Consider the following 26,390-nt stretch of genomic DNA (forward strand, 5'->3'; position numbering starts at 1 on the left):
TCCGTCAGACCAAGTGCTGGATGTGGTCGCGGGTGAAGTCGATGCGCTCGTCGACGCGTCCGTCTCCGACCTTGTTCACCCAATCCGGGTCGGACAGCAGTGCGCGTCCGACGGCAACGAGATCGAATTCGTTGTCCTCGAACTGGCCGACCAGTGCATCGAGTCCGGTGACACCGGATGCGGCGTCCTCCGACCACGCCGAGGTGAACACCGAGTCGAGGCCCACGGATCCGACGGTGATCGTCGGGACGCCGGTGAGCTTGCGGGTCCACCCGGCCAAGCCCAGCTTTCCGTCGTTGTCGTCGAGCTCGGGAAACGCAGGATCCCAATGGCGGCGGGTCGAAGCGTGCAGAATGTCCACTCCGGCGTCGACCAGGGGAGTCAGGACGCGTCCGAGTTCCTCCGGATTCTGGGCGATCCGGGCGTCGAAGTGATTGCTCTTCCACTGCGAGAACCGGTAGACGATGGCGAAGTCCTCGCCCACCGCAGCACGGATCGCCGCAACGACCTGCGCGGGGAAGCGAGTCCGAGCTTCGAGGGAGCCACCGAACTCGTCGTCGCGCACATTGGTTGTGGCCCAGAGGAATTCGTCGAGCAGATATCCGTGCGCGCCGTGCAGCTCGAGACCGTCGAATCCGGTGTTCTGCGCGTTGACCGCGGCCTGCACCCATTGCGAGGTGAGTTCGTCGAGGTCGGCGTCGGTGAATGCGCGACCCACCGAAGAACCGTCGAGTGCAATGCCCGACGGGCTCACGGTGGTGACGTCCGGGAACAGGCGAGGCTCGGTGCCGCGCTCGACGCCGAGGTGCCACAGCTGCGGGATGATCGCGCTGCCCTCGGCGTGCACGGCGTCGACGACGCCTTTCCAGCCCTCGAGGCTGGCGTCACCGTAGATCCGCGGGACGCGGGTGTGCGGGCCGGCTGCGGGATCGGGAATGTAGGTGCCCTCGGTGATGATGAGGCCGGTGCCGCCGGCCGCGCGCTTGCGGTAGTACTCGGCGACATCCGGGCCGGGAATGCCGTCGGGAGAAAAGGCGCGCGTCATCGGGGCCATGGCGAAGCGATTGCGCAGCTTCAGCGACTTGACCTCGAACGGCTCGAAGAGCCCGGCGGTGGACAGATGCTGAGTTGTGGATGCAGTTTCGGTCACGCCTGCGCACAACCGGCATGTAACCCGAGCTATTCCCGGCGTAGGGCTGTTAGCGTCGGAGCCTTATGAGCCCTTCGCCGCTGATTTCTGCCGCCGAACTGCACGACCTCTTCGAGATGGGACGGGCTCCGGTCGTCCTCGACGTTCGTTGGGCGCTCCAGACCGGCAGCGACAGAGCAGGTTACGGGTCCGGCCACATCCCGAACGCGCAGTTCGTGGACCTCGATGCAGAGCTTGCCGGGGTCCCGGGTTCGGGCGGCCGCCATCCGTTGCCCGACGAGGAGACCTTCGTCGCAGCGATGCGAAGCGCCGGGGTGAGCGACGATTCCTCCGTGGTGGTCTACGACGCAGGACCCGCAACTGCCGCGGCGCGCGCATGGTGGCTGTTGCGTTACTACGGCCATGCAGACGTGCGAGTCCTCGACGGCGGTCTGGCTCAGTGGGTGGCCGAAGGGTTTGCCACCGGCACCGAGCCGTCGATCGTCGCAGCCGGATCTTTCAGCGCCCGGCCGTCCCTGGCACGAGTCCTCGACGTCGGCGATGTACTCGAGTTCGCCCAGAGCAACGTCCTGCTCGACGCCCGAGCACCCGAGCGATTCCGCGGCGAGGTGGAGCCGGTGGATCCGGTGGCCGGACATATCCCCGGCGCAATCAATCGACCGACCACGGAAAACGTCGATTCGGACGGCAAGTTTCTGGACCCCGGGGTACTCAATGGCACATTCGGTGGACTTGTGCCCGAGGGAAAGGCCGTCGCCGTGTACTGCGGTTCCGGCGTGACCGCCGCCCATCAGATTCTGGCGCTCGAGTTGGCGGGCTTCGATGCTGCGTTGTATCCGGGATCGTGGTCGGGGTGGATCACTGATCCGACGCGTCCTCGGGCCTAGATTCCGCGCTCTGACCAGCATCTTCATGCAACCAGGGTTGAACTTGAATCCGACTTCAACTATACCTGGGGCATGAAGGTAGAAGGCAAAGTTGCCGTCGTCACCGGCGGTGGTGGCGGAATCGGCGGGGCCATCGCCGCTCGACTCTCCGAGCACGGCGCACGCGTCGTCGTCTCCGATCTCGACGAGACCACGGCCCGATCCGTGGCCGACGCCATCGAACGCGACCGGCCGGGGACGGCCGTCGCCGCCGCGGCGGACGCGTCGAACACCGAGGACATTCAACGGCTGATCGCACTGGCCGAGGACTCGTTCGGACCTGTCGATCTCTACTTCGCCAACGCAGGCATCAGCGGCGCACCCGGACTCGACGCCACCGACAAGGACTGGGATCTCTCGTTCGATGTCAACGTCCGCGCGCACATTCGCGCCGCACAGCTGTTGGTGCCGGGTTGGCTCGAGCGCGGTGAGGGCTATTTCGTCAGCACCGCCTCGGCGGCCGGCTTGCTCACCCAGATCGGCTCGGCGACATACGCGACGACCAAGCACGCCGCGGTCGGATTCGCCGAGTGGATGAACGTCACCTACGGCAACCGCGGTATTCGCGTCAGCTGCCTGTGTCCGATGGGTGTCAACACCAAACTGCTCTACGAGGGACGCGAATCCGGAGATGCGTTGGGAGCGGCCGCAACTGCCGCGGTTCTCAGTGCCGGTGCCGTACTCGAACCGCTCGATGTCGCCGACGTGGTGCTCGACGCAATGGACCGCGAGCAGTTCCTGATCCTGCCGCACGAGAACGTGCTGGACATGTACCGCAACAAGGGTGCCGACTACGACCGGTGGTTGCGCGGCATGCGTCGCTACCAGGACAGCTTGCTCGACAACAACCGATAGGGGCCCACCGTGGCATTTTTCGAGACCTCCGACCGTGCGAAGAAGTACGAGTCGGATCTGTTGGAGTTCATGGACTCTCACATCTACCCGGCCGAGGCAGTGTACGAGCAGCAGATGCTCGAATCCGGTGACCCGCACTTCCAGCCGCCGATCATCGAGGATCTGAAGAAGGAAGCGCGCTCGCGCGGACTGTGGAATCTGTTCCACCCGCATCCCGAGTGGGGTCCCGGTCTGACCAACCTCGAATACGCACCGCTGGCCGAAATTATGGGCCGCAGCCTGCTCGCGCCCGAGGCATGCAACTGCAACGCACCGGACACCGGCAACATGGAGGTGTTCACGCTCTTCGGCACCGACGAGCACAAGGAGAAGTACCTGAAGCCGTTGCTGGACGGCACCATTCGCTCTGCCTTTGCGATGACCGAACCCGATGTCGCCAGCTCCGATGCCACCAACATCGCCATGAAGATGGATCGCGACGGCGACGACTTCATCCTCAACGGGCGCAAGTGGTGGACGTCCAATGCGATGCACAAGAACTGCAAGGTTCTCATCGTCATGGGCAAGACCGATCCCGAGGCGGCCACGCACCGCCAGCAGTCGATGTTGGTGGTGCCCATCGACGCACCCGGAGTCACCGTCCTGCGCAATCTGCCGGTGTTCGGCTACATCGACCGCGAAGGTCACGCCGAGGTGCTCTTCGAGGATGTACGGGTACCGGCGAAGGACGTGCTGAAGGGGCCGGGGGAGGGCTTCGCAATCAGCCAGGCTCGCTTGGGACCCGGCCGCATCCACCACGCGATGCGCACCATCGGCGTGGCCGAGCGTGCACTCGAATTGCTGTGTCGCCGTGCGGTATCGCGAGTGACGTTCGGCAAGCCGGTGGCGATGCGCTCGAACATTCAGGACTGGATCGCCGAGGCGCGCATCGAGATCGAGAAGACCAGGTTGCTCACGTTCAAAGCGGCGTACCTGATGGACACCGTCGGGAACAAGGAAGCGCGCACGGAGATCGCAGCGATCAAGGTTGCGGCACCGGAGATGGCGCTGAAGATCATCGACCGGGCGATCCAGGTCCACGGCGGAGGCGGAGTGTCCAACGACTTCCCGCTGGCCATGATGTACGCACACATTCGCACCCTGCGGCTCGCGGACGGTCCCGACGAGGTGCACAAGATGTCGATTGCGAAGATGGAGCTGAAGAAGTACCTCTGAACGTTCGTCTACCGACCCGGCTGCCAGGCCGGGTCGCGGCCGATGAAGGCCATCAGCTTGTCCTGTGAGGAAGCATCGTCGGCAACGGGGGCGGCGGGGCCGTACTGCCCGCTGTCCCGTAGCACCTGCTCAATCGGTCGCATGGCCTCGAGCGCTGCAGCGCAGCGTTTCTGGCCCAGATCAGGCTCTCGGCCGAGGGCTTTCGCCAGGTCCCAGGAGTGCATCCAGACGTCGGCGGTGTAGAACATGTCGATCGCCTCGTCCACCGGCATGTCTCCGGTGTGCGGGTTGCTCAGTACCCGGCCGGCGGGGTCGTCGAGAATTGCTTGGATATCGGCGACGTGCTGGGTCCAGGCTGCGGCCGGGTCGGCTCCGACGTCCAGCGCCGGTAGTTCGATACCGGCTCCGCCGGCGAGAAAGCCGCGGGACCACTCGACCAGGTGCCGCACCACATCGATTGCAGCCCAACCCGATACCGGGCTCGGCCGAGACCAGTCCTCCGGTGATGCGGACTCCACCAATGAAGTGAACATGGCCGCGTCCTGCAGGTGTTGCTGGGCCGGGCCGGTGCTCTGCGCGAGCAGTTCGTCGAGCTTCTCGTAGCCCTCCTTCACACCGACGTCCATGCCGCTCGACAGCATGCCGTCGCGCGTCGCGAAGTCCGACATCACGCTCAATACCCTCAGACGTGTACCGCCGTCGCCACGGCTGTCGAAGGTGAGCGTTTCGAGCGCGACCGAGTCGGGTGCACCCTTCCAGGTGAAGGTCCACACGATCCGCTCGCTCGCACGCACCTCGTGGAAGCTGCCGAAGAAGGCAGCGATCTCTTCGCCGTCCCGGTCGTTGGCGAACGCCCAAGCGCCTCCGGTGTGCCCCTTCCACTTCAGGATTCGGGTCGTCAACGATCGCGGCCCCACCCACTGCCGATACAGCTCGGGGTCGATGTGAGCGCGAAACACCTGCTCCGGCGTCGCGTCGAACTCTCGGACGATCTCGATCGTGGGGACTTTCTCGTCCGCAACGATTTCGGTGTCGTGTGCAGTCATGACACTTCTTTCGACTCGTTGGTCTCGTCGTCTGCGATGCTGTCCAGCAGGGCGTCGAGGCGTCGATACCGTTGTTCTGCTTCCTGGCGATAACGCTCGATCCATTTCGTCAACAGGCCGAACACCTCGGCATCGAGGTGCACCGGGCGACGCTGGGCATCCCTGCTGCGCGTGACCAATCCGGCCTCCTCTAGCACCTTCACGTGCTTCGAGACCGCTTGCAGGCTCATCTCGTACGGTTCGGCGAGCTCGCTGACATTCGCATCCGCCCCGGCGAGTCGAGCGACGATGTCACGTCGAGTGGGATCGGCCAATGCCGCGAACGTCCTGTTGAGCTGCTCTGTTCGATCGTCCATGGGGTTCCTCGCTGTGCGTTGTTTCCGAGGGTAAGCCGCCCGCTCGACGTAGTCAACCACTTGGTTGACTAAGTTGATCGCCTACCCTCGAACCATGAGCGTCGGTGATGACCTGGTGCAGGATGTGCTCTCCCGGGCCCCGGGACACCCGCTACGGGTGGCGATCGACGGGGTGACGGCTTCGGGCAAAACCACCTGCGCGCGATGGCTGGTCGATGCTGTTGCGGCACAGGGGCGTCCGTCCGTGCACGTGACGATGGACGGCTTTCATCATCGGCGCGCCCATCGGTATCGGCAGGGTCGGGCGTCGGCTCTCGGCTACTACCGGGACGCGTACGACTTCGACGCGTTTGCGGCACACGTGCTGATCCCGTTGGGGCCGAACGGAAGCGGGGCCATTCGGCGTCGGGTCATCGATCTGGCGACGGATGAGCCGGTGGACGATCCGCTCGAGCCGGTGCCGGCCGACGCGATCGTCGTGGTGGACGGAACGTTCCTGCACCGGCCGCCGCTGCCCGAGTACTGGGACTACACAGTCTTCGTCGATACCCCCATGGACGTCGCACGGGCTCGCGGTATAGCCAGGGATGCGGAGGCGCTCGGTGGCACGGAGGCGGCAGGTCGGGCCTTCGACCAGCGCTATCACGCAGCATGCCAGATCTATCTGGACGAGGTGGATCCGCGCGCTCGGGCAACGCGAGTGTTGCCGATCGACTGGAGATGACCACCATCGTTCGTGCATTCCGGTGCTCGCAGCGGTGCGGTCGAGTGCAACCCAACGCACTCGACCGCACCACTGCCGCAGCGTGTTTCAGAAGTGAATCACCCCGCGCATGTTCTTGCCGTCGCGTAGGTCCTGGTAGCCCTCGTTGACCTGCTCCAAGGAGTAGGTCGAGGTGATGAGTTCGTCGAGCTTGAGTTGCCCGGCGTCGTACAGGCGTAGCAGGCGCACGATGTCGTACTGCGGATTCGCGGACCCGAAGAGCGTGCCCTTGATCGTCTTCTGATTCAACGTCAGATCCGTGCCGGACACGTGCACAGTCAGCTTCTCGGGATCGGCGAGCCCGGTGATGACGACGGTGCCGCCCTTACCGATGGCCGCGGTTGCGGCTTGCACGACCTCCTCGTCGACGGTTCCGACCAGAATCAGAGCCTGGTCCGCTCCCTGACCCCACGTGAGTTCGGTCAACTTCTCCTGCGCCGACGCGTAGTCCGCGAACGCGTGAGTCGCCCCGAACTTCAGCGCCTGGTTACGCTTGAACTCGAGCGGATCGACGACGAGGACATGCTTCGCGCCCGAATGCACCGCTCCCTGAACGGCATTGATGCCGAGGCCGCCGATGCCGTAGATGATCACGGAGTCACCTGCGCGTACACCGCCCGCGTATACGGCGGTACCCCAGCCGGACGGAACGCCGCAGCCCACGAGAACTGCTGTCTCCAAGGGCAACCAGTCGTCGATCTTGACGACGGAATGCTGCGAGATGGTGGCGCGTTCGGAGAAGGTGCCGAGCATGCACATCGCTCCGAATTCGGTGCCCTTGCTGTCGCGGCGACGGAACGTGCCGTCGGGCATGCAGCCCTCGAGGATCGTTGCGCCCATGTCGCACAGGTTCTGTCGGCCCGTGGAGCAATAGCGGCAGGTGCCGCAGTTCGGGATGAAGGAACAGACGACATGATCGCCGGGCTTGACCTTGGTGACGCCGGGACCGACTTCTTCGATGATGCCGGAACCCTCGTGGCCGCCGACGATGGGGAAGCGCGGTGGCAGGTCGCCGTCGAGCAGATGTAGATCCGAATGGCACAGCCCTGCGGCCACGTACTTGATCAGGACTTCACCGGGGCCGGGGCCGTCCATGTCCAGTTCGACGATCTCGAACGGCTTGTGTGGCTCGAACAGTACTGCTGCTTTGGTCTTCACGGAGATTCTCCTGACGTCGATTCAGCGGTCGATGGATGTGGCGTGTCCGACGGTGCCGCTGCTCTCGTATTGCCGGGCGCGCATCCATGCATGGAATTGTGACCCCGATCATGGGCGGTGAGTGTTCAGAAAGTGGACAACCTCAGCCGAGGATGCCGAACTCGCGCATCCGCTTGTACAGCGTGGTTCGACTGATCCCCAGGCTCTCCGCCGTCGTGCGTTTGTTGCCGCCCTGCCGTGCCAACTCGTGCACGATGGCGTCGCGCATCGCGGTGTCGAGGGTGCTCATCCGTGTGGTCGACGCTTTCTTGCGCGGCCGGACCAGTTCCCGTTCGGTGATATCTCCGACGGATCTGCGCGACGCGGCCTCGGTGACCTCGGCTCGGAGTTCGCCGATGTTGCCGGGCCAGTCGTAGTCGATCAACGCCGACAACGCTGCCGGGGTGAAATGCGCGCGGGACTCGAGCTCGGCCATGATGGCGCGGACCAGGTCCGGAATCTCGTGTCGGCGAGAGCGCAACGGGGCCAACTCGATGGTCTCGGCGCACAGTGACAGAAGTTGGCGATGTTCGAGTTCGGCAGAGTCGGTGGCCGAACTCGACAGCGCGTACCACCCGGGAGCGGACGACAGAATCGAATGCAGCCGGCTCGCCACCGGGCCGGTGAGGAAGTGCACGTTCTCGACCACGACATCGTGTGCGGCCCGGACCTGATGCTCGACGCCTGCCAACCACTCGGCCGCAGTCGTCGTCACCAGATCCGACGCGTCGAACCAGCGTGGTGACGTCGTTGCTGTCCAGCGGGCCAGGGCGGTGGATTTTCCGGTGCCGGGTTCACCGATGACGCACAACGGCTTTCGTGTCTTCGGTGCCGGTGGCGGTGTACGCACGGTGTCGTGCGGATCGATCTCGATGACGATGCCCGCGGCCGACACCGGACGTTCCCAGCGCACGGTTGCATGAAGTCCGGAATTGAGAATCACATCCTGTACGACGCCGCTGCGCCGGACCGCATCGTCGGTGAGCGAGCGTAGTGCGGAGTGGTCCACTGTATCCACTATTGTTGCAGCGCTGGTGTTTTCGAGAAGAATTTCGTCGGCTATCGCGATGACGGGTGCACCGCGGCGCTGTGAGGATGCGTACTGAAAAGCCTGGAAGAGTCGTTGTTCGCCCGAACGCGTCTCTTCGAGGAGCCTGCCCTGAATGTCCTGTGCGGCATGGACGAGCATCGGTTGGAGCAGCGGGTTGTCGTCGGAGGCCAGGAAGGTGATGTCGAGGACGCCCTCGATGCGGCGGGTGACGGGGTGGATGAGGGGGTGGCCGTAGCAGCCGAAGGTTTTCATCGACTCGATGTAGTGCTCCTCGGCGTGCACAGCGCACGGCGCGCGCATCTCGAAACTCGTCGAGATCGAATTGGTGCCCGACGCTTGTTCGGTGAACGAGCGGCCGACGACCGCGCCCATGGAGGACACCGCATCTCGTAGCGAATGGGTTCCGAAACGGAGATCGACCAACCGGGCGTCACGGTCCGCGAGCAGGACGCAGTACCCAGAGCCGTGGAGCACGCTCTCCATCCGATCGAGGATGGGGTTTGCGGCAGCGAGGAGGCGGCTACGACGGTCGACGTCACGCAGGCTCGCCTGCTCCAGGGTGTCCGCCGGTGCGAGACCGCTCTGCGCCGACCGTTGCCAGGACTTGGCAATGGAATCTCGGAGCTTCTCGGCACCGCTGGGCATCTCGCGCACCTCCGTCGGCCGGCGCATGGTCGTCATACGACGGTATCCCCGACTGCTCCGCTCGACGCACGTTTCGACGGAACCTGCCCGATCGGGCAGTGATGTATTGACAGTGTGCTGTCATATGCGCACAATGACAGCACGCTGTCGAAATTCTGGAGGTTCGAGATGACAACGATCGCTCTGTACGCCACCGACACCATGGCCGACTGGGAGTACGGATACCTCACCGCCGGGTTGGCCATGGCTCGTGAACAAGACCCCGACGCCAATCGGCTGATCGTTGCATCCGAGACAGGGGACGTCGTCACGACGATGGGAGGATTGCGAATCACTCCGGACGTCGGCTTGGCGGATCTGCCGGCACTCGACGCATTGATTCTGCCGGGCGCGGACAGTTGGGACTCCGGTCACGACGCGGTGCTGAGACTCGCAGTCGAACTCGTTGCGGCGGGAACGCCGGTCGCGGCGATCTGCGGGGCAACATTGGGTATGGCCAGGGCCGGACTGCTCGACGACCGACCGCACACCTCGAATGCTCCCGAGTTCCTCACGCAGGCAACCGAATACCATGGTTCGGAGTACTACCGCGACGAGAAGGCAGTGTCCGACGGCACCGTGATCACCGCAGGCGGCGTCAGCCCGTTGGAGTTCGCGAAGCTCGTGTTCGAGCGGTTGAACGTGTTTCCGCAACCCGTGGTCGACGCCTGGTACGGCCTCTACACGACGGGGGAACGCAAGTACTACGACCAGCTGGCGGGCGCATGAAGCAACGCACCCCCGAGGGGGATGCGCTGACTGCGCTGGTCTTGCCTGTCTTCGAGCTCAACGGTGAATTCCTCGCCGCCGCACAGGACATCACCGAGCCGACGGGCCTGACTCCGGCGTGGTGGCAGGTTCTCGGAGCCACCTTGGACGAACCGCTCTCGGTAGCCGACATCGCGCGACGCGTCGGGCTGGGGCTGGCACGACAGAGCGTGCAACGAACCGCAAACCTGTTGGTGGACAAAGGGTGGGCCGTGTACGTCGACAACCCGAACCACAAGCGCGCGAAGCTGTTGGAACCCACCGCCAAGGGACGCGACACCGTGGCTGAGCTGCGGGATGCGCAACATGCATGGTCCGATGCCGTGGGAGCCGCCGTGGGCGAGAGTGAGCTGAAGGCCTTTGCGGCAACTCTGGAGAAGATCCTTTCGGCATCCAGGGACTATCGCGGCGGCAGTGCATAATTCGGGCATGGTTGCGCTCGGGGTACTTCTGACCGGATTGCTGGCCGGATTGTCGATGCAATCGGACGGCATCGACATCCTCGGCGACACCAGCGTCGGCGGGCTGTTGCTCTCCAGTGGCGGTGGGGGAGTCGCGGTCGCGCTGATCCTTGCGTCGGGTACGGCGATGGTCGTTCGTCGGCGCAGCATGCTCGCCGGACTGTCCATCGCCGCTGCAGTTGTCATCGGGGGATCGGCACTGCTGTTCTCAACCGATTTCGCCGAGGTGATGGCAGGCGGAGTCCTGTTGGGATGCAGTGCAGTACAGGCGAGTAGCACGCGGGTTCGGCAGGCACTGCTGACGACATCGTTTCTGCTCGGGCTGCTCAGTGTGGGTGCAGTAGAGGCGTTACAGCACAGCGCAATTCCCCGGCGCTACGCCGACTACCTCGCCGAATCCGACATGGGCACACCGGTGGTCGTTCTGGTGCTGTGCTTGCTGGTTGTGCTGGCCGTGGCCTGGGCGGCTCGAGTCGACCGCAGTGACGACTATGGGCCGCCCGAACGCAGCAGGCGAACAGTCGGGGCGATACTGCTGGTGGCGATCGGTGGGCTGCTGCTCAATATGGTGTTCGTGTTCAGCATGTTCCAGAGCCTGTATGGGTTCGGCGGCCACTGGTATCTCGGACTCCTCGTAGTACCCGTGTTGTTTGCGGCGGCCGGCCTGCTACCGGGCCGCAGCGGCGTCATGGTCCTCGCCGGAACGGCGGTGTTGCTCACCTCGACCACCACCGCGGGGGTGGGAATCAGTGCCTCGGACAGGGGCTGGGTACTGGGAATGGTTGCACTCACCGCAGTCTCGGTGGCAGCCGGCACCGCGCTCGGATTGCGTTGGGGACGTCCGTTGATCGGCGTCGCAGTTCTGGCGGTGGTCTGCGTGACGGCACTGTTCGAGCAGCCGCCGCTGGACAACGTTCACTACGTCGCGACCCTGATCGTCTTTCCGGCCGCCGCAGCCTACCTGTACGTGGCGTGCACACCGGCCGCTCCGACGCCGTCGACCCTCGGCCTGGCAATCCCGGTGGCGATCACGGTGCCGATGGTCGTCACCTACGGGTGGACGTCGTACACGCCGTTGACCTCTGCACTCGCGGACTCGTCCTGGCCCCGCGTCGAACTGTGGCTGTCGACGGGCGGTGCATGTGCCGCCGTCGTGCTCGCAGGCGTCGGGATGTGGGCCCTCGGGCGCTACCGGATTCCGGGGTAAACGACACGCGAAACCTGTTCTGACATAATGGTATCTGTCCTCTCGAACGTTGTCGCGGCCCAGATTTTCGAGCGGGTTACGGCAATGCCGGAGCCGATATGTCGGCGTCGACGGAGGCTTCGAGGGCGGCCGCTACCGCGAGGGCGACGGCGTCTTGCCCAGGTGCGGCCGCGACGGTCAGGCCGAACGGCAGGCCGCTCGTCGTGCTACCGATCGGGATCTGCACCGAGGGTGCACCGGTGTTCGCGCTGATACCGCACGCTGCCGTGCCTGCCCACTCCTCTGAGGCTGTTTCCGGCGTCGTCGGGTAGATGAGGACGTCGACATTCTGTGCGGCCATGAGGTCGGTCAGCGCCTGCGTTCCCGCCTGTTGTTTTGCGAGGGTCGCATCCTGCGCCGGGTTGGGCAACGAGGGTGCCTCCAACCATTCGGTGATCGTGTCTGCTTCCAGCGCACTGCCTTCGGTCACATCCTCGAAAGTCAAAGCATCCGACGGGAGAGCCCTCGCGGCGACCTCGGGGTCGTAGGCGGCGTCCGTCGAGCTGAGAAACTGGTCGATGGATGGCCGTGCATCCTTGTAGCCACTGTCGGTCAGAACGTCGGTGGCGAACTCCTCGTTCAGCTCGGGTAGTTCGACCAACTGCGGTCCCGATTGAGCGAGTGCCTCGACGGCCGCATCCGAGCCGCTACGGATCTGGGGCCGCACGGCCTGGTCGGGACTGTCCGGATCAGCCCCACGGGCATCGAACGGCCAGGTGAGGTACGCGGCCGTTACCGATGTCAGGTCCACTGCTGCTGCGGAGTCGGACCATCCGTTGTCGTTGCCACTGGTCAGATCGGCCACCGCGGCTGCGTCGGCGACCGAGTGCCCGATCGGCCCGACCACGTCCTGCGAAAGAGACAGGGGGACGACGCCGTCCCTGCTGATCGCATCGTGACTCGGGCGAAAACCCACCAGCCCGGCGTGGGCGGCCGGCCCGACCACCGAGCCGCAGGTGTCCGTACCCAAGGCGATCGGGGCGAACCCCGCCGCCACGGCTACTGCGCTTCCGCCACTGGAACCGCTTGCGCTGAACTCACGGTCGAAAATGTTCGCGGTTGTACCTTCGAGGGAACTCTTGGTGAACGTTCCATGCCAGGCGAATTCGGACATGTTGGTGGTTCCGAGGATGATTGCGCCCGACTCTCGCAGGTTGCGAACCACCGGGGAGTCCTCGACGGGGCGAAACGAACTCAGGTTGACGTTTCCCGCCGTCGCGGCAAGTTCCGAACTTCCGATGTTGCTCTTGATCAACACCGGAATACCGTGCAGCGGACCCCGTATCGTTCCCGCCGCGCGCTCGTCGTCCAACGTGCTCGCCTCGGCCAGTGCGTCGGCATTGACGTCGACAACAGCATGCAGCGGCGTCGGGCCCGAGTCGTCGTACTTCTCGATCCGGTCCAGATACGTTCGAGTGATATCCGCGCTGGTGTACTGACCCGACTCCAAGCGTGACCGAAGATCGTCGACGCCGAGTCCCTGCAACGGGAGCTCGGACTCGTTGTCGGGAGTGCTGTTCGATTGACAGCCGACGGCGCTGAGCGTGAGAGCCGTGATCAGTACGAGGACGCCCCTGCGGTCTTTGATGGACACGGTAACGACGCTAACGACGCCGTATGCACACGCTGTTACACATCAGTAAATTCGGACCGCGTGACACTCGGAGTCGGAGCTTCGCCGGGGAGTACCGTTTTCGGTATGGCTTACAGATACCTCGGAAACAGTGGACTGAAGATTTCGGAGATCACGTACGGCAACTGGTTGACCCACGGATCGCAGGTGGAGAACGACATCGCCACCCAGTGCGTGCGTGCCGCCCTCGATGCCGGCATCACCACGTTCGACACCGCCGACGTCTACGCCAACGGAGCAGCCGAGACCGTCCTGGGCGACGCGCTGAAAGGCGAGCGTCGGGAATCGCTGGAGATCTTCACCAAGGTCTACTTCCCGGTCGGACCCAAGGGCCCCAACGACACCGGACTCTCGCGCAAGCACATCCTCGAAGGCATCGACGCGTCGCTGCGTCGGCTCGGCACCGACTACGTCGACCTGTACCAGGCCCATCGCTACGACGTCGAAACTCCGCTCGAAGAGACCATCGCCGCATTCGGTGACGTCGTCCGCCAGGGCAAGGCGCTCTACATCGGCGTCTCCGAATGGACCGCCGACCAGCTCCGCGCCGGTCAGGAACTCGCCCGCCAGAACGGGTTCTCGATCATCTCGAACCAGCCGCAGTACTCGGCCCTGTGGCGCGTCATCGAAGATCAGGTGATCCCCGCGTCGAAGGAATTGGGCATCTCGCAGATCGTCTGGTCGCCCATCGCCCAGGGTGTGCTCACCGGCAAGTACCTCCCCGGTCAACCTCTGCCCGACGGTTCGCGCGCCAAGGACGACAAGGGCGGCGACAAGATGATCGCGCGCTACCTCGACGATCAGACGCTCACCCGGGTGCAGCAGCTCAAGCCCATTGCTGACGATCTGGGAATCACCATGGCGCAGTTGGCTGTTGCGTGGGTGCTGGCCAACGACAACATCGCCGCCGCACTCGTCGGTGCCTCCCGCCCCGAGCAGATCGCCGAGAACATCAAGGCCTCCGAGGTCACCCTCGACGCCGACGTGCTCGCGAAGATCGACGATGCGCTCGGCGATTCGGTCGAGCGTGACGCGGGAAAGACGGGCTCGCCGGAAGCACGTCTGGTCTGACCGCCTGCCGGCGTCGGTCCGAGGCGAACAGGGTAATAAGGACGTATGGACATGATCACCGTCGATACACCTCAGGGCCAGGTTCGCGGTCGGACCGACGCAGGCATCACCTCGTTCCTCGGGGTGCCGTACGCCGAGGCCCCGTTCGGCCCCCGTCGATTCCAGGCACCGTCGCGGCCGCCCACCTGGGACGGAGTGCGCGACGCGCTCGAGCACGGGGCCACCGTTCCCAAGGTGGGCTACCGGCCGCCGACCAGTGAGATCCTCAGCGAGCCGGTGGTGCCGGGCGAGGACTGCCTGAACGTCAACGTCTTCACCCCCGATGTCGGCGGCTCGGCACCGGTGTTCGTCTGGATCCACGGCGGCGCATTCGTCAACGGCAGCAACGCGATTCCCACGTACGACGGTTCCGCGTTCGCCCGGGACGGCGTCGTGGCCGTGGTGATCAACTACCGACTCGGAGTCGACGGCTTCGCACTGATCGACGGTGCCCCGGCCAACCGCGGGATGCTGGACCAGGTCGCGGCTCTCGAATGGGTCCGCGACCACATCGCTGCCTACGGCGGTGACCCGGCTCAGGTGACCATCGCCGGTGAATCCGCGGGCGCGATGAGCGTCGGCACCTTGATGTCGATGCCCCGGGCCGAGGGACTCTTCCAGCGGGCAATTCTGCAGAGCGGAGCCGGGCACCATGTCATTGCCGCCGAGACCGCAGGAAAGGTCTCCGCAGCATTGGCGTCCGCGCTCGGTGTCGAGGCAACGGTCGACGGATTTGCTTCGGTGTCGGTGGACGCGTTGGTCGACGCTCAACGTGAACTGTCCGATCGGATCACCGCCGAGGCCCCGACCGGGGCGTGGGGTGAGCTGGCCCTGAACGTCATGGCCTTCGAGCCGTACGTCGACGGCGATATCGTTCCGGCGCTGCCCATTTCGCGTATCAGCGACGGTGCGGGCACGCAGGTGGACGTGTTGATCGGAACCACCAGTGAGGAGCACGCGTTCTTCATCGTGCCCGCCGGCCTGGTCCCTCACATCACCGAGGACTACGTGAAGATGGTCCTCGCCGGGTACCGAGCCGACCCCTCGGCGCTGGACCGGTACCGCGAGCAGCTGCCCGACGCCTCGGCGGGCGAGCTGATGATCGCCGTCATGACCGACTGGTTCTTCCGCATCCCGGCCACACGCCTGGTCGAGGCCCGTTCCGGAAATGCATTCGTCTACGAATTCACCTGGCGCTCAACGTTGTTCGACGGCGCGCTCGGAGCCTGCCATGCGCTCGAGATCCCGTTCGTGTTCGACATGCTGCGCAAGCCCGAGACCGCCCGCATCACGGGCCCGAATCCGCCGCAGCAGGTGGCCGACCAGATGCACCGTGCCTGGGTCGATTTCGTGGGCGACGGCTCTCCCGGCTGGGACCCGTACGGCTCCGATCGCACAGTGATGATGTTCGGCACCGAGCCGGGCGTCTCCCTCGACCCGAGGCCGGCAACCCGCGCGGTGTGGGACGGCGTGCGCTGACCTTCTTGCCGCTACCTCCGAACGTCGTCTGCGGGGTGGCTCACCGGCGGGTTAATCTCGGATATGCGCAGATTCCTTCCTGGTTTCGGTACGAGTTCTCCGGTCCCCGCGAGGCCTGCTCGCGTCGTGGTGGTCGGTGGGGGCTTCGGCGGCTTCAACGCCTTGCAGCGGCTGGCCAAGCTGCTGGGGCCCGATCGCGCCGTGCTGACGTTGGTGGCCCCCACCGACTACCTGCTCTACAGTCCGCTGCTACCCGAGGTCGCCACCGGCGTTCTGGATCCGCGGGACATCGCCGTCTCGACCCGTCAGGCGCTGCCGCGCGTCAAGTTGGTGCTCGGTCACGTCACGACCGTCGATTTCGACGCGCGCGAGCTGACGGTGATCGGCCCCGACGGCGACTCGACGCTCGAGTGGGACAAGCTGATACTCGCGCCCGGGTCGGTGACAAAGCAGTTCGATATCCCCGGTGTCGACGAGCATGCGTACGGGCTCAAGACGCTGAGTGAGGCCGTCTACATCCGCAACCACGTGCTCGCGCAACTCGACGCAGCCGATGCTCTGCCCGACACCCCGGAAGGCCGGAGCGAACGAGCCGAGCGGCTGACGGTGGTGGCCGTGGGAGCCGGCTACACGGGCACCGAATTCGTTGCCCAGATGCAGAATTGGGTCAAAGGCATTGCATCCCGTTGGGCGAGCGTCGACCCGGACGAGGTGCGCTGGGTACTCGTCGACGTGGCGGACGCGGTGCTGCCGGAACTCGGCGCGCGACTGGGCAAGGAAGCGCTCGCTGTACTCGCCGAGCGAGGTGTCGACGTCCGGCTGGGGGTGTCGGTGGCATCGGCCACCGCAACGTCGGTGACGCTCACCGACGACGAGGTGATCCCGTCCCGAACTCTGGTGTGGGGAGCGGGCGTCGCCGCGAGCCCGCTCATCGCACGGCTGGGTCTGCCCACAGCGGGCGGACGCCTGGTGGTGGGCGCGGACATGACCGTCCCCGGCGTAGAAGACGTCTGGGCGATCGGCGACGCGGCGGCAGTCCCCGACCTCGCCGCCGACCCGTCGAAGCCAACGCCGCCGACGGCGCAGCACGCCCAGCGCCAAGGCGTCGCCGTGGCACAGAATGTGGCGGCGTCGATGGGCGTCGGGCAGGCACGTCCGTACAAGCACAAGGATCTGGGTCTCGTCGCCGATCTCGGCGGATTCGACGGTGTGGCAAAGCCTCTGGGCATTCCGTTGACCGGACCCGTCGCGAAGTTCGTCGCGCGCGGCTATCACCTGTACGCCTTGCCGACGGTGTCCGCGCGAGTGCGGGTGGCAACGGACTGGCTGTACTCCTCGGTGCTGCCGACGCGCGTCGTCAACCTCGCGCAAGTGCGATCCGAGGACGCGCTGATCAAGAAGGCTCAGGCAATCGATCTGTACGAGTGAGTGCCTACGGCAGTGGTGTGGTTGAGTGCCCCGGAGGACACTCAACCACACCACTGAATCACCGCAGGTGATGCACTTCCTGCAGTCCGTAGACCGGGGTGTCGATGCCCTCGTAGCGCGCCTTGATCTGCAGCGCTAGGTAGAGCGAGTAGTGGCGTGACTGGTGCAGATTGCCGCCGTGGAACCAGAAGTTCTCCTGCTGCGTCGGCTTCCACATGTTCCGCTGCTCGCCCTCCCATGGACCGGGATCTTTGGTGGTGTTCGAGCCGAGGCCCCAGCATTTGCCGACCTTGTCTGCGGTCTCCTGATCGATGAGGTCTGCCACCCAGCCGTTCATCGAGCCGTAGCCGGTGGCGTAGACGATGAGATCGGCAGGCAGTTCGGTGCCGTCGTCGAGCACGACGCCGGTCTTGCTGATCCGATCCACCTGCCCGGCAACGAGTTTGATCTTGCCGTCCGCGACCAGCTCGGACGCGCCGACATCGATGTAGTAGCCCGAGCCGCGGCGCAGGTACTTCATGAACAGCCCGGACCCGTCGTCGCCGAAATCGAGCTGGAAGCCGGCCTTCTCGAGCCGATCGTAGAAGTCCTTGTCCTGCTCCGCGATCTGTTGGTACACCGGAATCTGGAACTCGTGCATGATCCGGTACGGCAACGACGCGAACGTGAGATCGGCCTTGCCTGTGGTCATTCCGGACTCGACAGCCCGCTCGGAGTACAGATCTCCCAGCGCGATCTCGCACAGCGAATCGGACTTGACGATGTGCGTGGACGAACGCTGCAGCATCGTCACATCGACGCCCGTCTCGTACAGCGCCTTGCAGATGTCGTGCGCGGAGTTGTTGGAACCGACCACCACGACGCGCTTGCCGACATACGCGTCGGGGCCGGGGTGTTCGCTGGAATGGTGCTGCTCACCCTCGAATTCGTCCATGCCGGGGAAGTTCGGCACGTTCTTCTTGCCGGACATTCCGGTGGCCATCACCAGCTGCTTGGGCTTGAGAATCACTTCCTCGCCGTCGCGGTCGAGAACGACGGTCCACTCCTTCGCCACCTCGTCGTAGGTAGCGGACTTCGCGGTGGTCTTGGTCCAGTAGGGGACCTCCATGACCTTGGTGTACATCTCGAGCCAGTCGCCGATCTTGTCCTTCGGCGCGAACACCGGCCAGTTCGGCGGGAACGGCAGGTACGGCAGGTGGTCGTACCAGACCGGGTCGTGCAGACACAGGGACTTGTAGCGGCCGCGCCACTGGTCGCCGGGGCGCTCGGCACGGTCGACGACGATCGCAGGCACACCGAGCTGACGGAACCGAGCGCCGAGAGCGATACCGCCCTGGCCTCCGCCGACGACGAGGGCGTACGGCTGCACGCTGTAGCCGAGTTCCTTCTCCTCGATCTCCTTCTTCTCCGCCCAGTTCTGGGTATCGGCATTCGAGCCGTGCACCGCGCCCTTGATGCGGGACTTTCCCTGACGCTCCTCGTGCCCCTTGAGCTCCTGCATCGTGGTCAGCAGCGTCCACGCGACGTCCTGGCCGGTATCGGCGTCGACGGTCAGCCGCAGGTGACCCTTGCCGCGGCTGGTCGCGGTCTCGAACTCGATCCACGCCGAGACGACGCCGTCTGCCTCGTCGGGAGTCTCGGTGGTGTGGAAACCCGTCGGATCGGTGTCGTCGAGCCGCTCGGAGAGCATGTCGGACACGCCGTCGCGTCCCTCCACCGTCTTCAGATTCCAGGTGAAGGTGACGAGATCGCGCCAGAAGCTGCTGACGGCGAACATGCCGGCAACGCGAGGAATGTCGCGTGCGACCAGCGCCTGCTCGAACTCCGACAGCCAGGCGTCGACCCGTTCCTGCGGGGTGTGGGTGCGGGCGATGTCGACCGGCTCGATGGTCTGGGTCATCAAAACTCCTAGCGGTGTGCGGGACCTTCTGTGTGACCCAGCACACTCCTTCAGGGGTGGGTGGTCGAGAGTTGCAGGGGGTTGCAGTGTGAATCCGGTGCAGCTGACCGCGCTCAGCGCGGTCGAATGCACCCGATTTCGAGGGCAGTGACTGCAACGCGCTGCAACCCTGTCCGAAGTGGTCGGCGTCACATAGACATGAGTGCATCCGACGATCAGGAGTGAAGCGATGCGCGCAGCTGTGTACTACGGCCCCAACAAGGTGGAGATCACCGACGTACCCGAGCCGAATCCAGGTGAAGGGCAGGTCAAGATCCAAGTCGGGTTCAACGGAATCTGCGGAACCGACTTGCACGAGTACTACGCCGGCCCCATCTTCATCCCCACCTCGCCGCATCCGCTGACCGGTCAGGAGATGCCGCTGGTGCTGGGCCACGAGTTCTCGGGCACGGTCACCGAACTCGGCAAGGGTGTCACCGGCATCAACGTGGGCGACCGCGTCGCCATCGAGCCGCTCTACCGCTGCGGGCACTGCGGCCCGTGCCGCGCGGGGAACTACAACATCTGCGCGCAGATCGGCTTCCACGGACTGATGTCCGACGGCGGAATGGCCGAATACACCGTGGTGCCCACCGACATGATTCATGCCTTGCCCGACAATGTCTCCCTCGAACTCGGTGCGCTCGTCGAGCCGATGTCGGTCGCCTATCACGCTGCGACACTCGGGGATCCGAAGCCCGACGACACCGCGATGGTGTTCGGGGCCGGCCCTATCGGCATCGGACTGTGGTTCGCGCTGCGCGGCAAGGGAGTCGACAACGTGTACGTCGTCGAACCATCGCCGACGCGTCGAGCATCGATCGAAGCCCTGGGCGCGAAGACCCTGGACCCGACGGCTGTCGACGTCCCCGCCTTCATCGCCGATCTCACCGACGGCAACGGAGCCGATGCGATCTACGACGCGGCAGGCGTTCAACCGGCCGTCGAGACAGCGCTCGGATGCATCGGTGCGCGAAAGCCACTGGTCAGCGTCGCGATCTACGAAAAGCCACTGACCACACCGCTGCAGAAGCTGGTGATGAACGAATCCCGCATCCAGGGCTCGCTCTGCTACACCTCGGCCGATTACGAGGCCGTCATCGACCTGATGAGCCAGGGCCACTACGACACGACGGGCTGGGTGGACAAGATCACGCTCGACGGAGTCATCGACGACGGCTTCGAGGCGCTGCATGCGGGCACCAAGATGAAGGTTCTGGTCGACCCTTCCACCGGAGCGGCGTCATGAGCGCGGTGCTGGTGACCGGTGCGGGCCAGGGCATCGGCCGGGCCATCGCACTGCGGTTGGCGAACGACGGACACGACATCGCCCTGGTGGACCTGGCCGAGGACAAGATCGCCGGCGTCGCCGATGAAGTGCGTGAAACCGGCTCGAAGGCAACGACATTCGTGGCCGACGTCAGCGACCGCGATCAGGTGTTCGCCGCCGTCGAACACACGCACGAGGCGCTCGGCGGGTTCGACGTCATCGTCAACAACGCGGGTATCGCGCAGGTTGCGCCGCTCGACGATGTTCGACCCGAGGACGCGAAGAAGATCTGGGCCGTCAACGTCGACGGTGTGCTGTGGGGAATCCAAGCTGCCGCAGCGAAATTCAGGTCGCTCGGCCAGAAGGGCAAGATCATCAACGCGTCGTCGATCGCCGGTCACGACGGGTTCGCGATGCTCGGGGTATACAGCGCAACGAAATTCGCCGTTCGCGCCCTGACCCAGGCCGCAGCGAAGGAATACGCGGCCGAGGGGATCACCGTCAACGCGTACTGCCCCGGCGTGGTGGGCACCGATATGTGGGTCACCATCGACAAGCGTTTCGCCGAGCTGACGGGCGCAGCGGAAGGCGAGACCTACGACAAATTCGTCGGCGGCATCGCCCTGGGTCGTGCGCAGACCCCCGAGGATGTCGCGGCGTTCGTCTCGTATCTCGCCGGGCCCGACTCGGACTACATGACCGGCCAGGCACCGTTGATCGACGGCGGTCTGGTCTATCGGTAACCCCCGTTCATGTCGATCTGTGAGCTGGAGCACAATTGACTGTGATGACGCAGTCGACAGGTCCTGAACCTGCGCTGGCGGCCGGCGAAGACCCGCGCCGCTACGCGCAGATTCTCACTGCCGTGTATGACGCGACCATGACCGGCGGCAAGTCGCCTGCACGTCCCCGCGAGGTCATCGGGGACTCGTGGCGACGGTTGCAGACCCTGGGCATCGACCCGGAACTGGGCAACCCCGCCGAGACACAGATGTACGTCTCCGATCTCGAGCTGAGCCGTCGGGAATCGGGGCTGTTCGACATCCTCGACGACCTGGCCCGCGGCCTGGAATCGGTGGTGCAGGACGGCGACAACATCCTGGTCGTCGCCGATCGACACGGCCGGGTGCTGTGGCGCAGCGGATCGACGGCGGTACTGGACCGCGCCGACGACCTCGGCTTCGTGGAAGGCGCCAACTGGGCCGAGGACTCGGTGGGCACCAATGCCATCGGCACCGCGCTGGTCTCCCGGCGCGCGGTGCAGATCTTCTCGGCCGAACACTATGTGCGCAGCCACCATTCGTGGACGTGTGCCGGTGCGCCGATCAGGGACCCTCGGACCGGTCAGGTGCTGGGAGCCATCGACGTCAGCGGCCCGGCGAAGACTGTCCACCCCACCACCATCGCACTGGTCGACGCCGTCGCACGGTTGGCGGAATCTCAACTGCGGGAACTTCATCGGAGCACCCTCGATCGACTGCGTTCGGTGGCCGCACCGATGCTCGCGCGCCTGCAGTCCCCGGCCCTCGCGGTGGACGCGAACGGTTGGGTCGCGGCTGTCGAATCGGTGGCGCTTCGCAATCGCATTCTGCTGCCCGAGGATCTGGCGACCGGACGCTTCTGGCTGCCGACCCTCGGCGTGTGCGACTTCGAGCCCCTGCCCGGTGGCTGGCTCGTCCGACCCACCAGCACGATGGATTCCGGCGTCGCCGATGTCGGATCGACGAGAATTCGCATCGACCTGCGCAATTCGCAGAAACCTCGCATCGAAGTGCGCAGCGAGGTGGGGGAGTGGACCCACGAGCCGACGCCCCGGCACGCCGAAATTCTGTACCTTCTCGCCACGCATCGGCAGGGGCGAACCGCGTCGCAAATGGCCGCCGATCTGTTCGGCGACGACGGACGTGCCATCACCGTGCGGGCCGAGATGTCGCGGCTGCGCAAACACCTCGCCGGCATCATCTCCACGCAGCCGTACCGACTGGACGAATCTGCGACCGTCGAACTGGTCATGCCGTCGGACATGAGCCGATTGCTGCCGCATTCGTCGGCCCCGGCGATCCGGGCGGCACGGGGTTGAGCCGTAGCGCAGAATCGGGGGAATGAACCGCCTCGCCCGAATCCTCGACGCCTCGGATCCGGGACAGGTACGGCTGCGCGGTGCGTCGGCGACGACGCTGACGGTACTGCTGGCGATGGTGACGCTGGTGCTGATCACGCGCGCCATCGGGCAGCCGGTGACAGTGGCGATGCTCGGAACCGTCGTGGCAATGCAGGCATCGGCCGCGGTGAAGGACAAGGACCAGCACAGTCGGCTGGTCACCACCGCACTGATGGCGTTGCCGGCCTCGGCGGCAGTGACGTTGGCGGCGCTGCTCTCCGAGCTCGGCAAGGTCGCCGACGTCGGATTCATCGCGGTGTTGTTCACGGCCGTGTGGGTGCGCCGTTTCGGCCCGCGCGGCACGGCGCTGGGCATGGTCTCGTTCATCTCGTACTTCTTTGCGCTGTTCCTGCGCGCGAGCCCGGGACAGCTGCCGATGCTCATCGCGGCGATCCTCGGCGGCTTGGTGATCGCCCTGTTCGTGCGAGCGGTCATCTTCCCGGATCGGCCGATCGTGGAGGTTCGTCGGTTGCTGTTCGCCATGCGGGCGGTCTCGGTGTCGGTGCTCGAGGCGGCGTCGGCAGGGGAAAGCCGCGACCTGAACCTGGTGCGCCGCAGACTCGACCGACTCGGCAACACGGCGCTGCTGATCGACGACTGGCTCGACCGACACGATGCCGGGCAACTGCTCAGCGTCACGAGCACCGATCTGTCGCTCCGCGTGTTCGACGCCCAGATCGCCACCGAGCAGCTCGTCAGCTCACTGTGGGCTCTGGATCCCGCGAAACCCTGGCCGACATCACTGGGGCAGGCGACAACGGCACTGGGGTCGGTTCTGCAGAACACACCGTCCGCGGAGCAGCTGCGTGCGGCCCGTCGGTTGGCGTCCACGGCTGCCGAGCGCGCCGACCCGTCCACCCTGGCGGGGATCGCTACGGTCTCGGCGCAGCGAGCTGTGCAGGCGCACATCGCTATTCATCACATCACCACCAATGCCGTCTCGGTGTCGGCGACCGCCGCTGTGGAGCCGTCCGAGGCGGCGGTGAAGGACACGCCGAGCGGACTCGACCCCAGCACCAAGGCCGCCATCCAGGTCGCCGTCGCCACCAGCGCGGCGACCGTACTCGGCGAACTGGTCTCACCCGACCGTTGGTACTGGGCCGTACTGACGGCGTTTCTGGTGTTCACGGGGGCGTCGACGCGGGGCGAAATCCTCACGCGCGCAGGCCAACGCGTCCTCGGGACCATCGCGGGTGTGCTCGCCGGGGTGGTGATCGCCGCACTGGTGGGCAACAATCAACCCCTGCAGTTGGTGCTGATCGTCGTCTGTGTCTTCTTCGCGTTCTACCTGGTGACGGTGGCGTATGCGCTGCTGTCGTTCTTCGTCACCATTCTGCTCGCGATGCTCTACGGGCTACTGGGCACCTTCAGTATCGAGGTGCTCGAGCTGCGGATCGTCGAGACCGCCGTCGGCGGCGTGGTCGGTATGGTATCCGCCTACTTCATCTTCTCGACGAGTACTCGAAAGACGTTGGTGGACAAAGTCGATACGTACCTCGAGCAGTTGAATACGTTGATCGAATCGAGCGTGGAATCGGTCATCGCTCCGGGCGAAGGGACCGACCTGGTGGCGTCGACGCGCACGCTCGACAATGCCTTGAAGGATGTAGTGACGGCCGGAAAGCCGCTGGTGCTCGGGCCGACGACCCGCAGCAGGCGAGGCGCGAAACGACTGTTGCGAGTGCTGGCAGTCAGCGGCCGATCTGCTCATGCTCTGGCCCGCGCGGGCGTGCTGGCCTCCCGCGCCGAGGCGGAAACGGCTCCGACGGCCGAGACTGCCCAGGCACTACGCGACGCGGCGGCGCTGGTGCGCGACACTGTGCGTCACGTCGAGGCAGCCGTTGCTGGAAATCACGTCGAGCCGCCGGAGAAGATCACCGAGACAACGGTATTGGACGTGCTGCTCACCTCCACCAACGCGCCCGGTCCGCTGCGGGGTGCGGTGCGCGCACTGAACACGATGAACCGAACACTCGCCGATGTGTTGACTCGGGGTTGACCTTCACATCGTGACAAGGTCTTGGCTGACGGCCATGAACGAACTACTTCGGCACCACGCTTCGTCGGTTCGGCTTCGAGCCGCGCTCGATATCGGCACCACGCCGAACCTGCAGTTTCTCGACGCGCTGGTGCAGCGGAGCGCCGTCGAACCGGATTTTCAGGTGCGAGAGATGTTGACGTGGGCGCTGATTCGGCTTCCCACGTCGGCGACGGTTCCGCGGTTGCTCGAGGAGGTGAGATGGGGTGGCGCGCAGGCTCGCAGTCAGGCGCTACACACGTTGTCGAAAATCAAGGACGAGTCGGCGTGGGAGGCGATCACCTCTTCCGTGCTTGTTGATCCGGACGACGAAGTGGCCCGAAGCGCATGGCGAGCCGCAGTGGTTCTGGTGCCGGCAGGAAGTAAATCAGCATTGGCGACAATGCTCGTCACCCAACTCGGCCGAGGTGGGCACGACGTCCAGCGAAGTCTGAGCCGCGCTCTGGTGGCACTGGGGTCGGTGATCGAGCCGATGCTGTGGGAGGCCGCGTCGAGCAAGGATGCTGCTGTTCGTGCTCACGCGCGAGCAACCGAGGCGCTGCTGATGGACCCGGATGCCGGGTTCGCCGTGTTCGAGGCCAAACGCGCCGATGCCCTTGGCGTAGTCGACACGGCGGGGTGAGATAGGACGATGTTGATCGGTGAGGTGGCGCGGCGGTCGGGCGTCAGTGCGCGCATGCTCCGGCACTACGACAGGCTCGGACTCGTGCGCCCGACCTCGCGTAGCGGCACCGGCTACCGCGAGTACTCCCCGGATGATGTTCGACGCCTCTTCCACGTCGAGTCTCTGCGTTCGCTCGGGTTGTCTCTGCACGACGTCGGGCGAGCGCTCGACGACCCGAACTTCGCGGCCTCGGGACTGGTCGACGAGCTCGCCGCCCGAACGGAGGAACGCATCGCTCGGGATACCGAGTTGCTCACGCGGTTGCGTCGCATCGGCGACCTGCGGCCGGCGGACTGGGAGGACGTACTCGACACTGTTGCGCTGCTGAGTGATCTCGGGTCCGTTAGTGCAGGGAAGCGGCAGACGGCGGCGCTGTCCTCCGTCGGAGATCGACCCATTCCGGCAGCCGCCCTGGCCGAGGCGGTGCTGCGTGAGCCCGCAACCAACGTGGCCGGCGCACTGCGGTGGGCCCTCGCTCAGTCGGGTGGGGACGCGATCGGGCCGCTGCAGGAGGGCCTGGATTCTTCGGACCCCGAGGTACGACGCCGCGCCGTGGATACCGTCGTCGAGATATCTCACCCCGATGCCACCGAACTACTGACCGAGTCGCTGGTCCACGACGACGAGCAGGTCCGTCGGGTCGCTGCACTGGAACTCGCGACTCGAGGCGTCGTCGACGCCATTCCGACACTGATCGCGATGGTGCACGACGGCACGAACGACGTGGATGCCGCTGATGCCCTTGGCGTGCTGGGATCCGCCGACTCGATCGTGGCGGCGTTGATGGACGGCATCGACGACTCTGTGGTGCGACAGCGAGTGACACAGGCGTTGGCGAGCATTCCGGGCTCGGCGGCGTTGCAGGCACTGCAGCAACTGACCCAGGATTCGGAGCGATCGATTGCACTGACGGCCCAGTACATCCTCGGCCGGAGGGAATGACGCCTTCG

General features: G+C 65.3%; 23 protein-coding genes. 16 read left to right on the forward strand and 7 right to left on the reverse strand.

Annotated elements, in window-relative coordinates:
• Positions 1–4: 4 nt before the first annotated feature.
• On the reverse strand, positions 5–1,150 hold the full coding sequence (locus QM615_RS17195) for an NADH:flavin oxidoreductase (protein ID WP_188078687.1): 1,146 nt from the start codon (positions 1,148–1,150) through the stop codon (positions 5–7).
• Between the two features lie 65 nt (positions 1,151–1,215).
• Between QM615_RS17195 and QM615_RS17200 the strand changes: the two genes are divergently transcribed.
• From QM615_RS17200 to QM615_RS17210, 3 genes are all read left to right on the forward strand, one after another.
• Positions 1,216–2,037 carry a sulfurtransferase gene (locus QM615_RS17200; protein ID WP_149406420.1) on the forward strand — a complete coding sequence of 274 codons (822 nt, stop codon included), beginning with the start codon at positions 1,216–1,218 and terminating at the stop codon, positions 2,035–2,037.
• A 72-nt stretch (positions 2,038–2,109) separates the two neighbouring features.
• A complete protein-coding gene (locus QM615_RS17205) occupies positions 2,110–2,931 on the forward strand; it encodes an SDR family oxidoreductase (RefSeq protein ID WP_149406421.1) in 822 nt (273 codons plus the stop codon).
• Positions 2,932–3,000: 69 nt separating this feature from the next.
• On the forward strand, positions 3,001–4,146 hold the full coding sequence (locus QM615_RS17210) for an acyl-CoA dehydrogenase family protein (protein ID WP_371828273.1): 1,146 nt from the start codon (positions 3,001–3,003) through the stop codon (positions 4,144–4,146).
• Between the two features lie 8 nt (positions 4,147–4,154).
• Here the strand turns inward: QM615_RS17210 and QM615_RS22380 are convergent, their stop codons facing one another.
• Positions 4,155–5,192, reverse strand: coding sequence for a TIGR03086 family metal-binding protein (locus QM615_RS22380; protein ID WP_149406422.1), 1,038 nt, complete (start codon positions 5,190–5,192; stop codon positions 4,155–4,157).
• Positions 5,189–5,548 carry an ArsR/SmtB family transcription factor gene (locus QM615_RS17225; RefSeq protein WP_149406423.1) on the reverse strand — a complete coding sequence of 120 codons (360 nt, stop codon included), beginning with the start codon at positions 5,546–5,548 and terminating at the stop codon, positions 5,189–5,191. Before QM615_RS17225 ends, QM615_RS22380 begins: the two co-directional genes overlap by 4 nt.
• Before the next feature lie 94 nt (positions 5,549–5,642).
• Between QM615_RS17225 and QM615_RS17230 the strand changes: the two genes are divergently transcribed.
• Positions 5,643–6,272, forward strand: a complete 630-nt coding sequence (locus tag QM615_RS17230) for a nucleoside/nucleotide kinase family protein (protein ID WP_149406424.1) — start codon at positions 5,643–5,645, stop codon at positions 6,270–6,272.
• 87 nt (positions 6,273–6,359) lie between these two features.
• Here QM615_RS17230 and QM615_RS17235 read toward each other — a convergent pair whose 3' ends face one another.
• A complete protein-coding gene (locus QM615_RS17235; RefSeq protein WP_149406425.1) occupies positions 6,360–7,469 on the reverse strand; it encodes an NDMA-dependent alcohol dehydrogenase in 1,110 nt (369 codons plus the stop codon).
• 142 nt (positions 7,470–7,611) lie between these two features.
• Complete coding sequence (locus QM615_RS17240) at positions 7,612–9,240, reverse strand: sigma-54-dependent Fis family transcriptional regulator (protein ID WP_262498426.1); 1,629 nt, start codon at positions 9,238–9,240, stop codon at positions 7,612–7,614.
• 132 nt (positions 9,241–9,372) lie between these two features.
• Between QM615_RS17240 and QM615_RS17245 the strand changes: the two genes are divergently transcribed.
• Genes QM615_RS17245 through QM615_RS17255 form a run of 3 tightly spaced genes read left to right on the forward strand, consistent with a single transcriptional unit; the run spans position 9,373 to position 11,679 of the window.
• Positions 9,373–9,972: a DJ-1/PfpI family protein gene (locus QM615_RS17245; protein ID WP_149406426.1), complete on the forward strand. Its 600-nt coding sequence runs from the start codon at positions 9,373–9,375 to the stop codon at positions 9,970–9,972.
• Positions 9,969–10,433 carry a MarR family winged helix-turn-helix transcriptional regulator gene (locus QM615_RS17250; RefSeq protein WP_149406427.1) on the forward strand — a complete coding sequence of 155 codons (465 nt, stop codon included), beginning with the start codon at positions 9,969–9,971 and terminating at the stop codon, positions 10,431–10,433. Before QM615_RS17245 ends, QM615_RS17250 begins: the two co-directional genes overlap by 4 nt.
• A gap of 7 nt (positions 10,434–10,440) precedes the next feature.
• On the forward strand, positions 10,441–11,679 hold the full coding sequence (locus QM615_RS17255) for a hypothetical protein (RefSeq protein ID WP_149406428.1): 1,239 nt from the start codon (positions 10,441–10,443) through the stop codon (positions 11,677–11,679).
• A 76-nt stretch (positions 11,680–11,755) separates the two neighbouring features.
• Here QM615_RS17255 and QM615_RS17260 read toward each other — a convergent pair whose 3' ends face one another.
• Positions 11,756–13,312 (reverse strand): amidase, encoded by a 1,557-nt coding sequence (locus tag QM615_RS17260; RefSeq protein ID WP_283347690.1) that lies wholly within the window; start codon positions 13,310–13,312, stop codon positions 11,756–11,758.
• Positions 13,313–13,417: 105 nt separating this feature from the next.
• Between QM615_RS17260 and QM615_RS17265 the strand changes: the two genes are divergently transcribed.
• The 3 genes from QM615_RS17265 (at position 13,418) to QM615_RS17275 (ending at position 17,368) form a co-directional block, all read left to right on the forward strand.
• A complete protein-coding gene (locus tag QM615_RS17265) occupies positions 13,418–14,422 on the forward strand; it encodes an aldo/keto reductase family protein (protein ID WP_149406430.1) in 1,005 nt (334 codons plus the stop codon).
• 45 nt (positions 14,423–14,467) lie between these two features.
• Positions 14,468–15,940: a carboxylesterase/lipase family protein gene (locus tag QM615_RS17270; RefSeq protein WP_502941887.1), complete on the forward strand. Its 1,473-nt coding sequence runs from the start codon at positions 14,468–14,470 to the stop codon at positions 15,938–15,940.
• Between the two features lie 63 nt (positions 15,941–16,003).
• Complete coding sequence (locus tag QM615_RS17275; RefSeq protein ID WP_283347692.1) at positions 16,004–17,368, forward strand: NAD(P)/FAD-dependent oxidoreductase; 1,365 nt, start codon at positions 16,004–16,006, stop codon at positions 17,366–17,368.
• Positions 17,369–17,426: 58 nt separating this feature from the next.
• Here QM615_RS17275 and QM615_RS17280 read toward each other — a convergent pair whose 3' ends face one another.
• Positions 17,427–19,268 carry a flavin-containing monooxygenase gene (locus tag QM615_RS17280; RefSeq protein ID WP_149406433.1) on the reverse strand — a complete coding sequence of 614 codons (1,842 nt, stop codon included), beginning with the start codon at positions 19,266–19,268 and terminating at the stop codon, positions 17,427–17,429.
• Positions 19,269–19,497: 229 nt separating this feature from the next.
• On the opposite strand from QM615_RS17280, the gene QM615_RS17285 reads away from it, so the two are divergent.
• From QM615_RS17285 to QM615_RS17310, 6 genes are read left to right on the forward strand one after another with little or no spacing between them, the layout of a single operon-like run.
• Positions 19,498–20,556 carry a 2,3-butanediol dehydrogenase gene (locus QM615_RS17285; protein WP_149406434.1) on the forward strand — a complete coding sequence of 353 codons (1,059 nt, stop codon included), beginning with the start codon at positions 19,498–19,500 and terminating at the stop codon, positions 20,554–20,556.
• Positions 20,553–21,320 (forward strand): acetoin reductase, encoded by a 768-nt coding sequence (locus QM615_RS17290; protein WP_149406435.1) that lies wholly within the window; start codon positions 20,553–20,555, stop codon positions 21,318–21,320. Before QM615_RS17285 ends, QM615_RS17290 begins: the two co-directional genes overlap by 4 nt.
• A gap of 44 nt (positions 21,321–21,364) precedes the next feature.
• On the forward strand, positions 21,365–22,657 hold the full coding sequence (locus tag QM615_RS17295; protein WP_283347693.1) for a GAF domain-containing protein: 1,293 nt from the start codon (positions 21,365–21,367) through the stop codon (positions 22,655–22,657).
• 22 nt (positions 22,658–22,679) lie between these two features.
• Positions 22,680–24,737 (forward strand): FUSC family protein, encoded by a 2,058-nt coding sequence (locus tag QM615_RS17300; protein WP_149406436.1) that lies wholly within the window; start codon positions 22,680–22,682, stop codon positions 24,735–24,737.
• Positions 24,738–24,771: 34 nt separating this feature from the next.
• Positions 24,772–25,398, forward strand: a complete 627-nt coding sequence (locus QM615_RS17305; protein ID WP_149406437.1) for a HEAT repeat domain-containing protein — start codon at positions 24,772–24,774, stop codon at positions 25,396–25,398.
• Positions 25,399–25,407: 9 nt separating this feature from the next.
• Positions 25,408–26,382, forward strand: coding sequence for a HEAT repeat domain-containing protein (locus QM615_RS17310; RefSeq protein ID WP_149406438.1), 975 nt, complete (start codon positions 25,408–25,410; stop codon positions 26,380–26,382).
• Positions 26,383–26,390: the final 8 nt, after the last annotated feature.

It is taken from the genome of Rhodococcus sp. IEGM 1341 (genome assembly GCF_030056895.1).
Classification (GTDB): Bacteria; Actinomycetota; Actinomycetes; order Mycobacteriales; family Mycobacteriaceae; genus Rhodococcoides.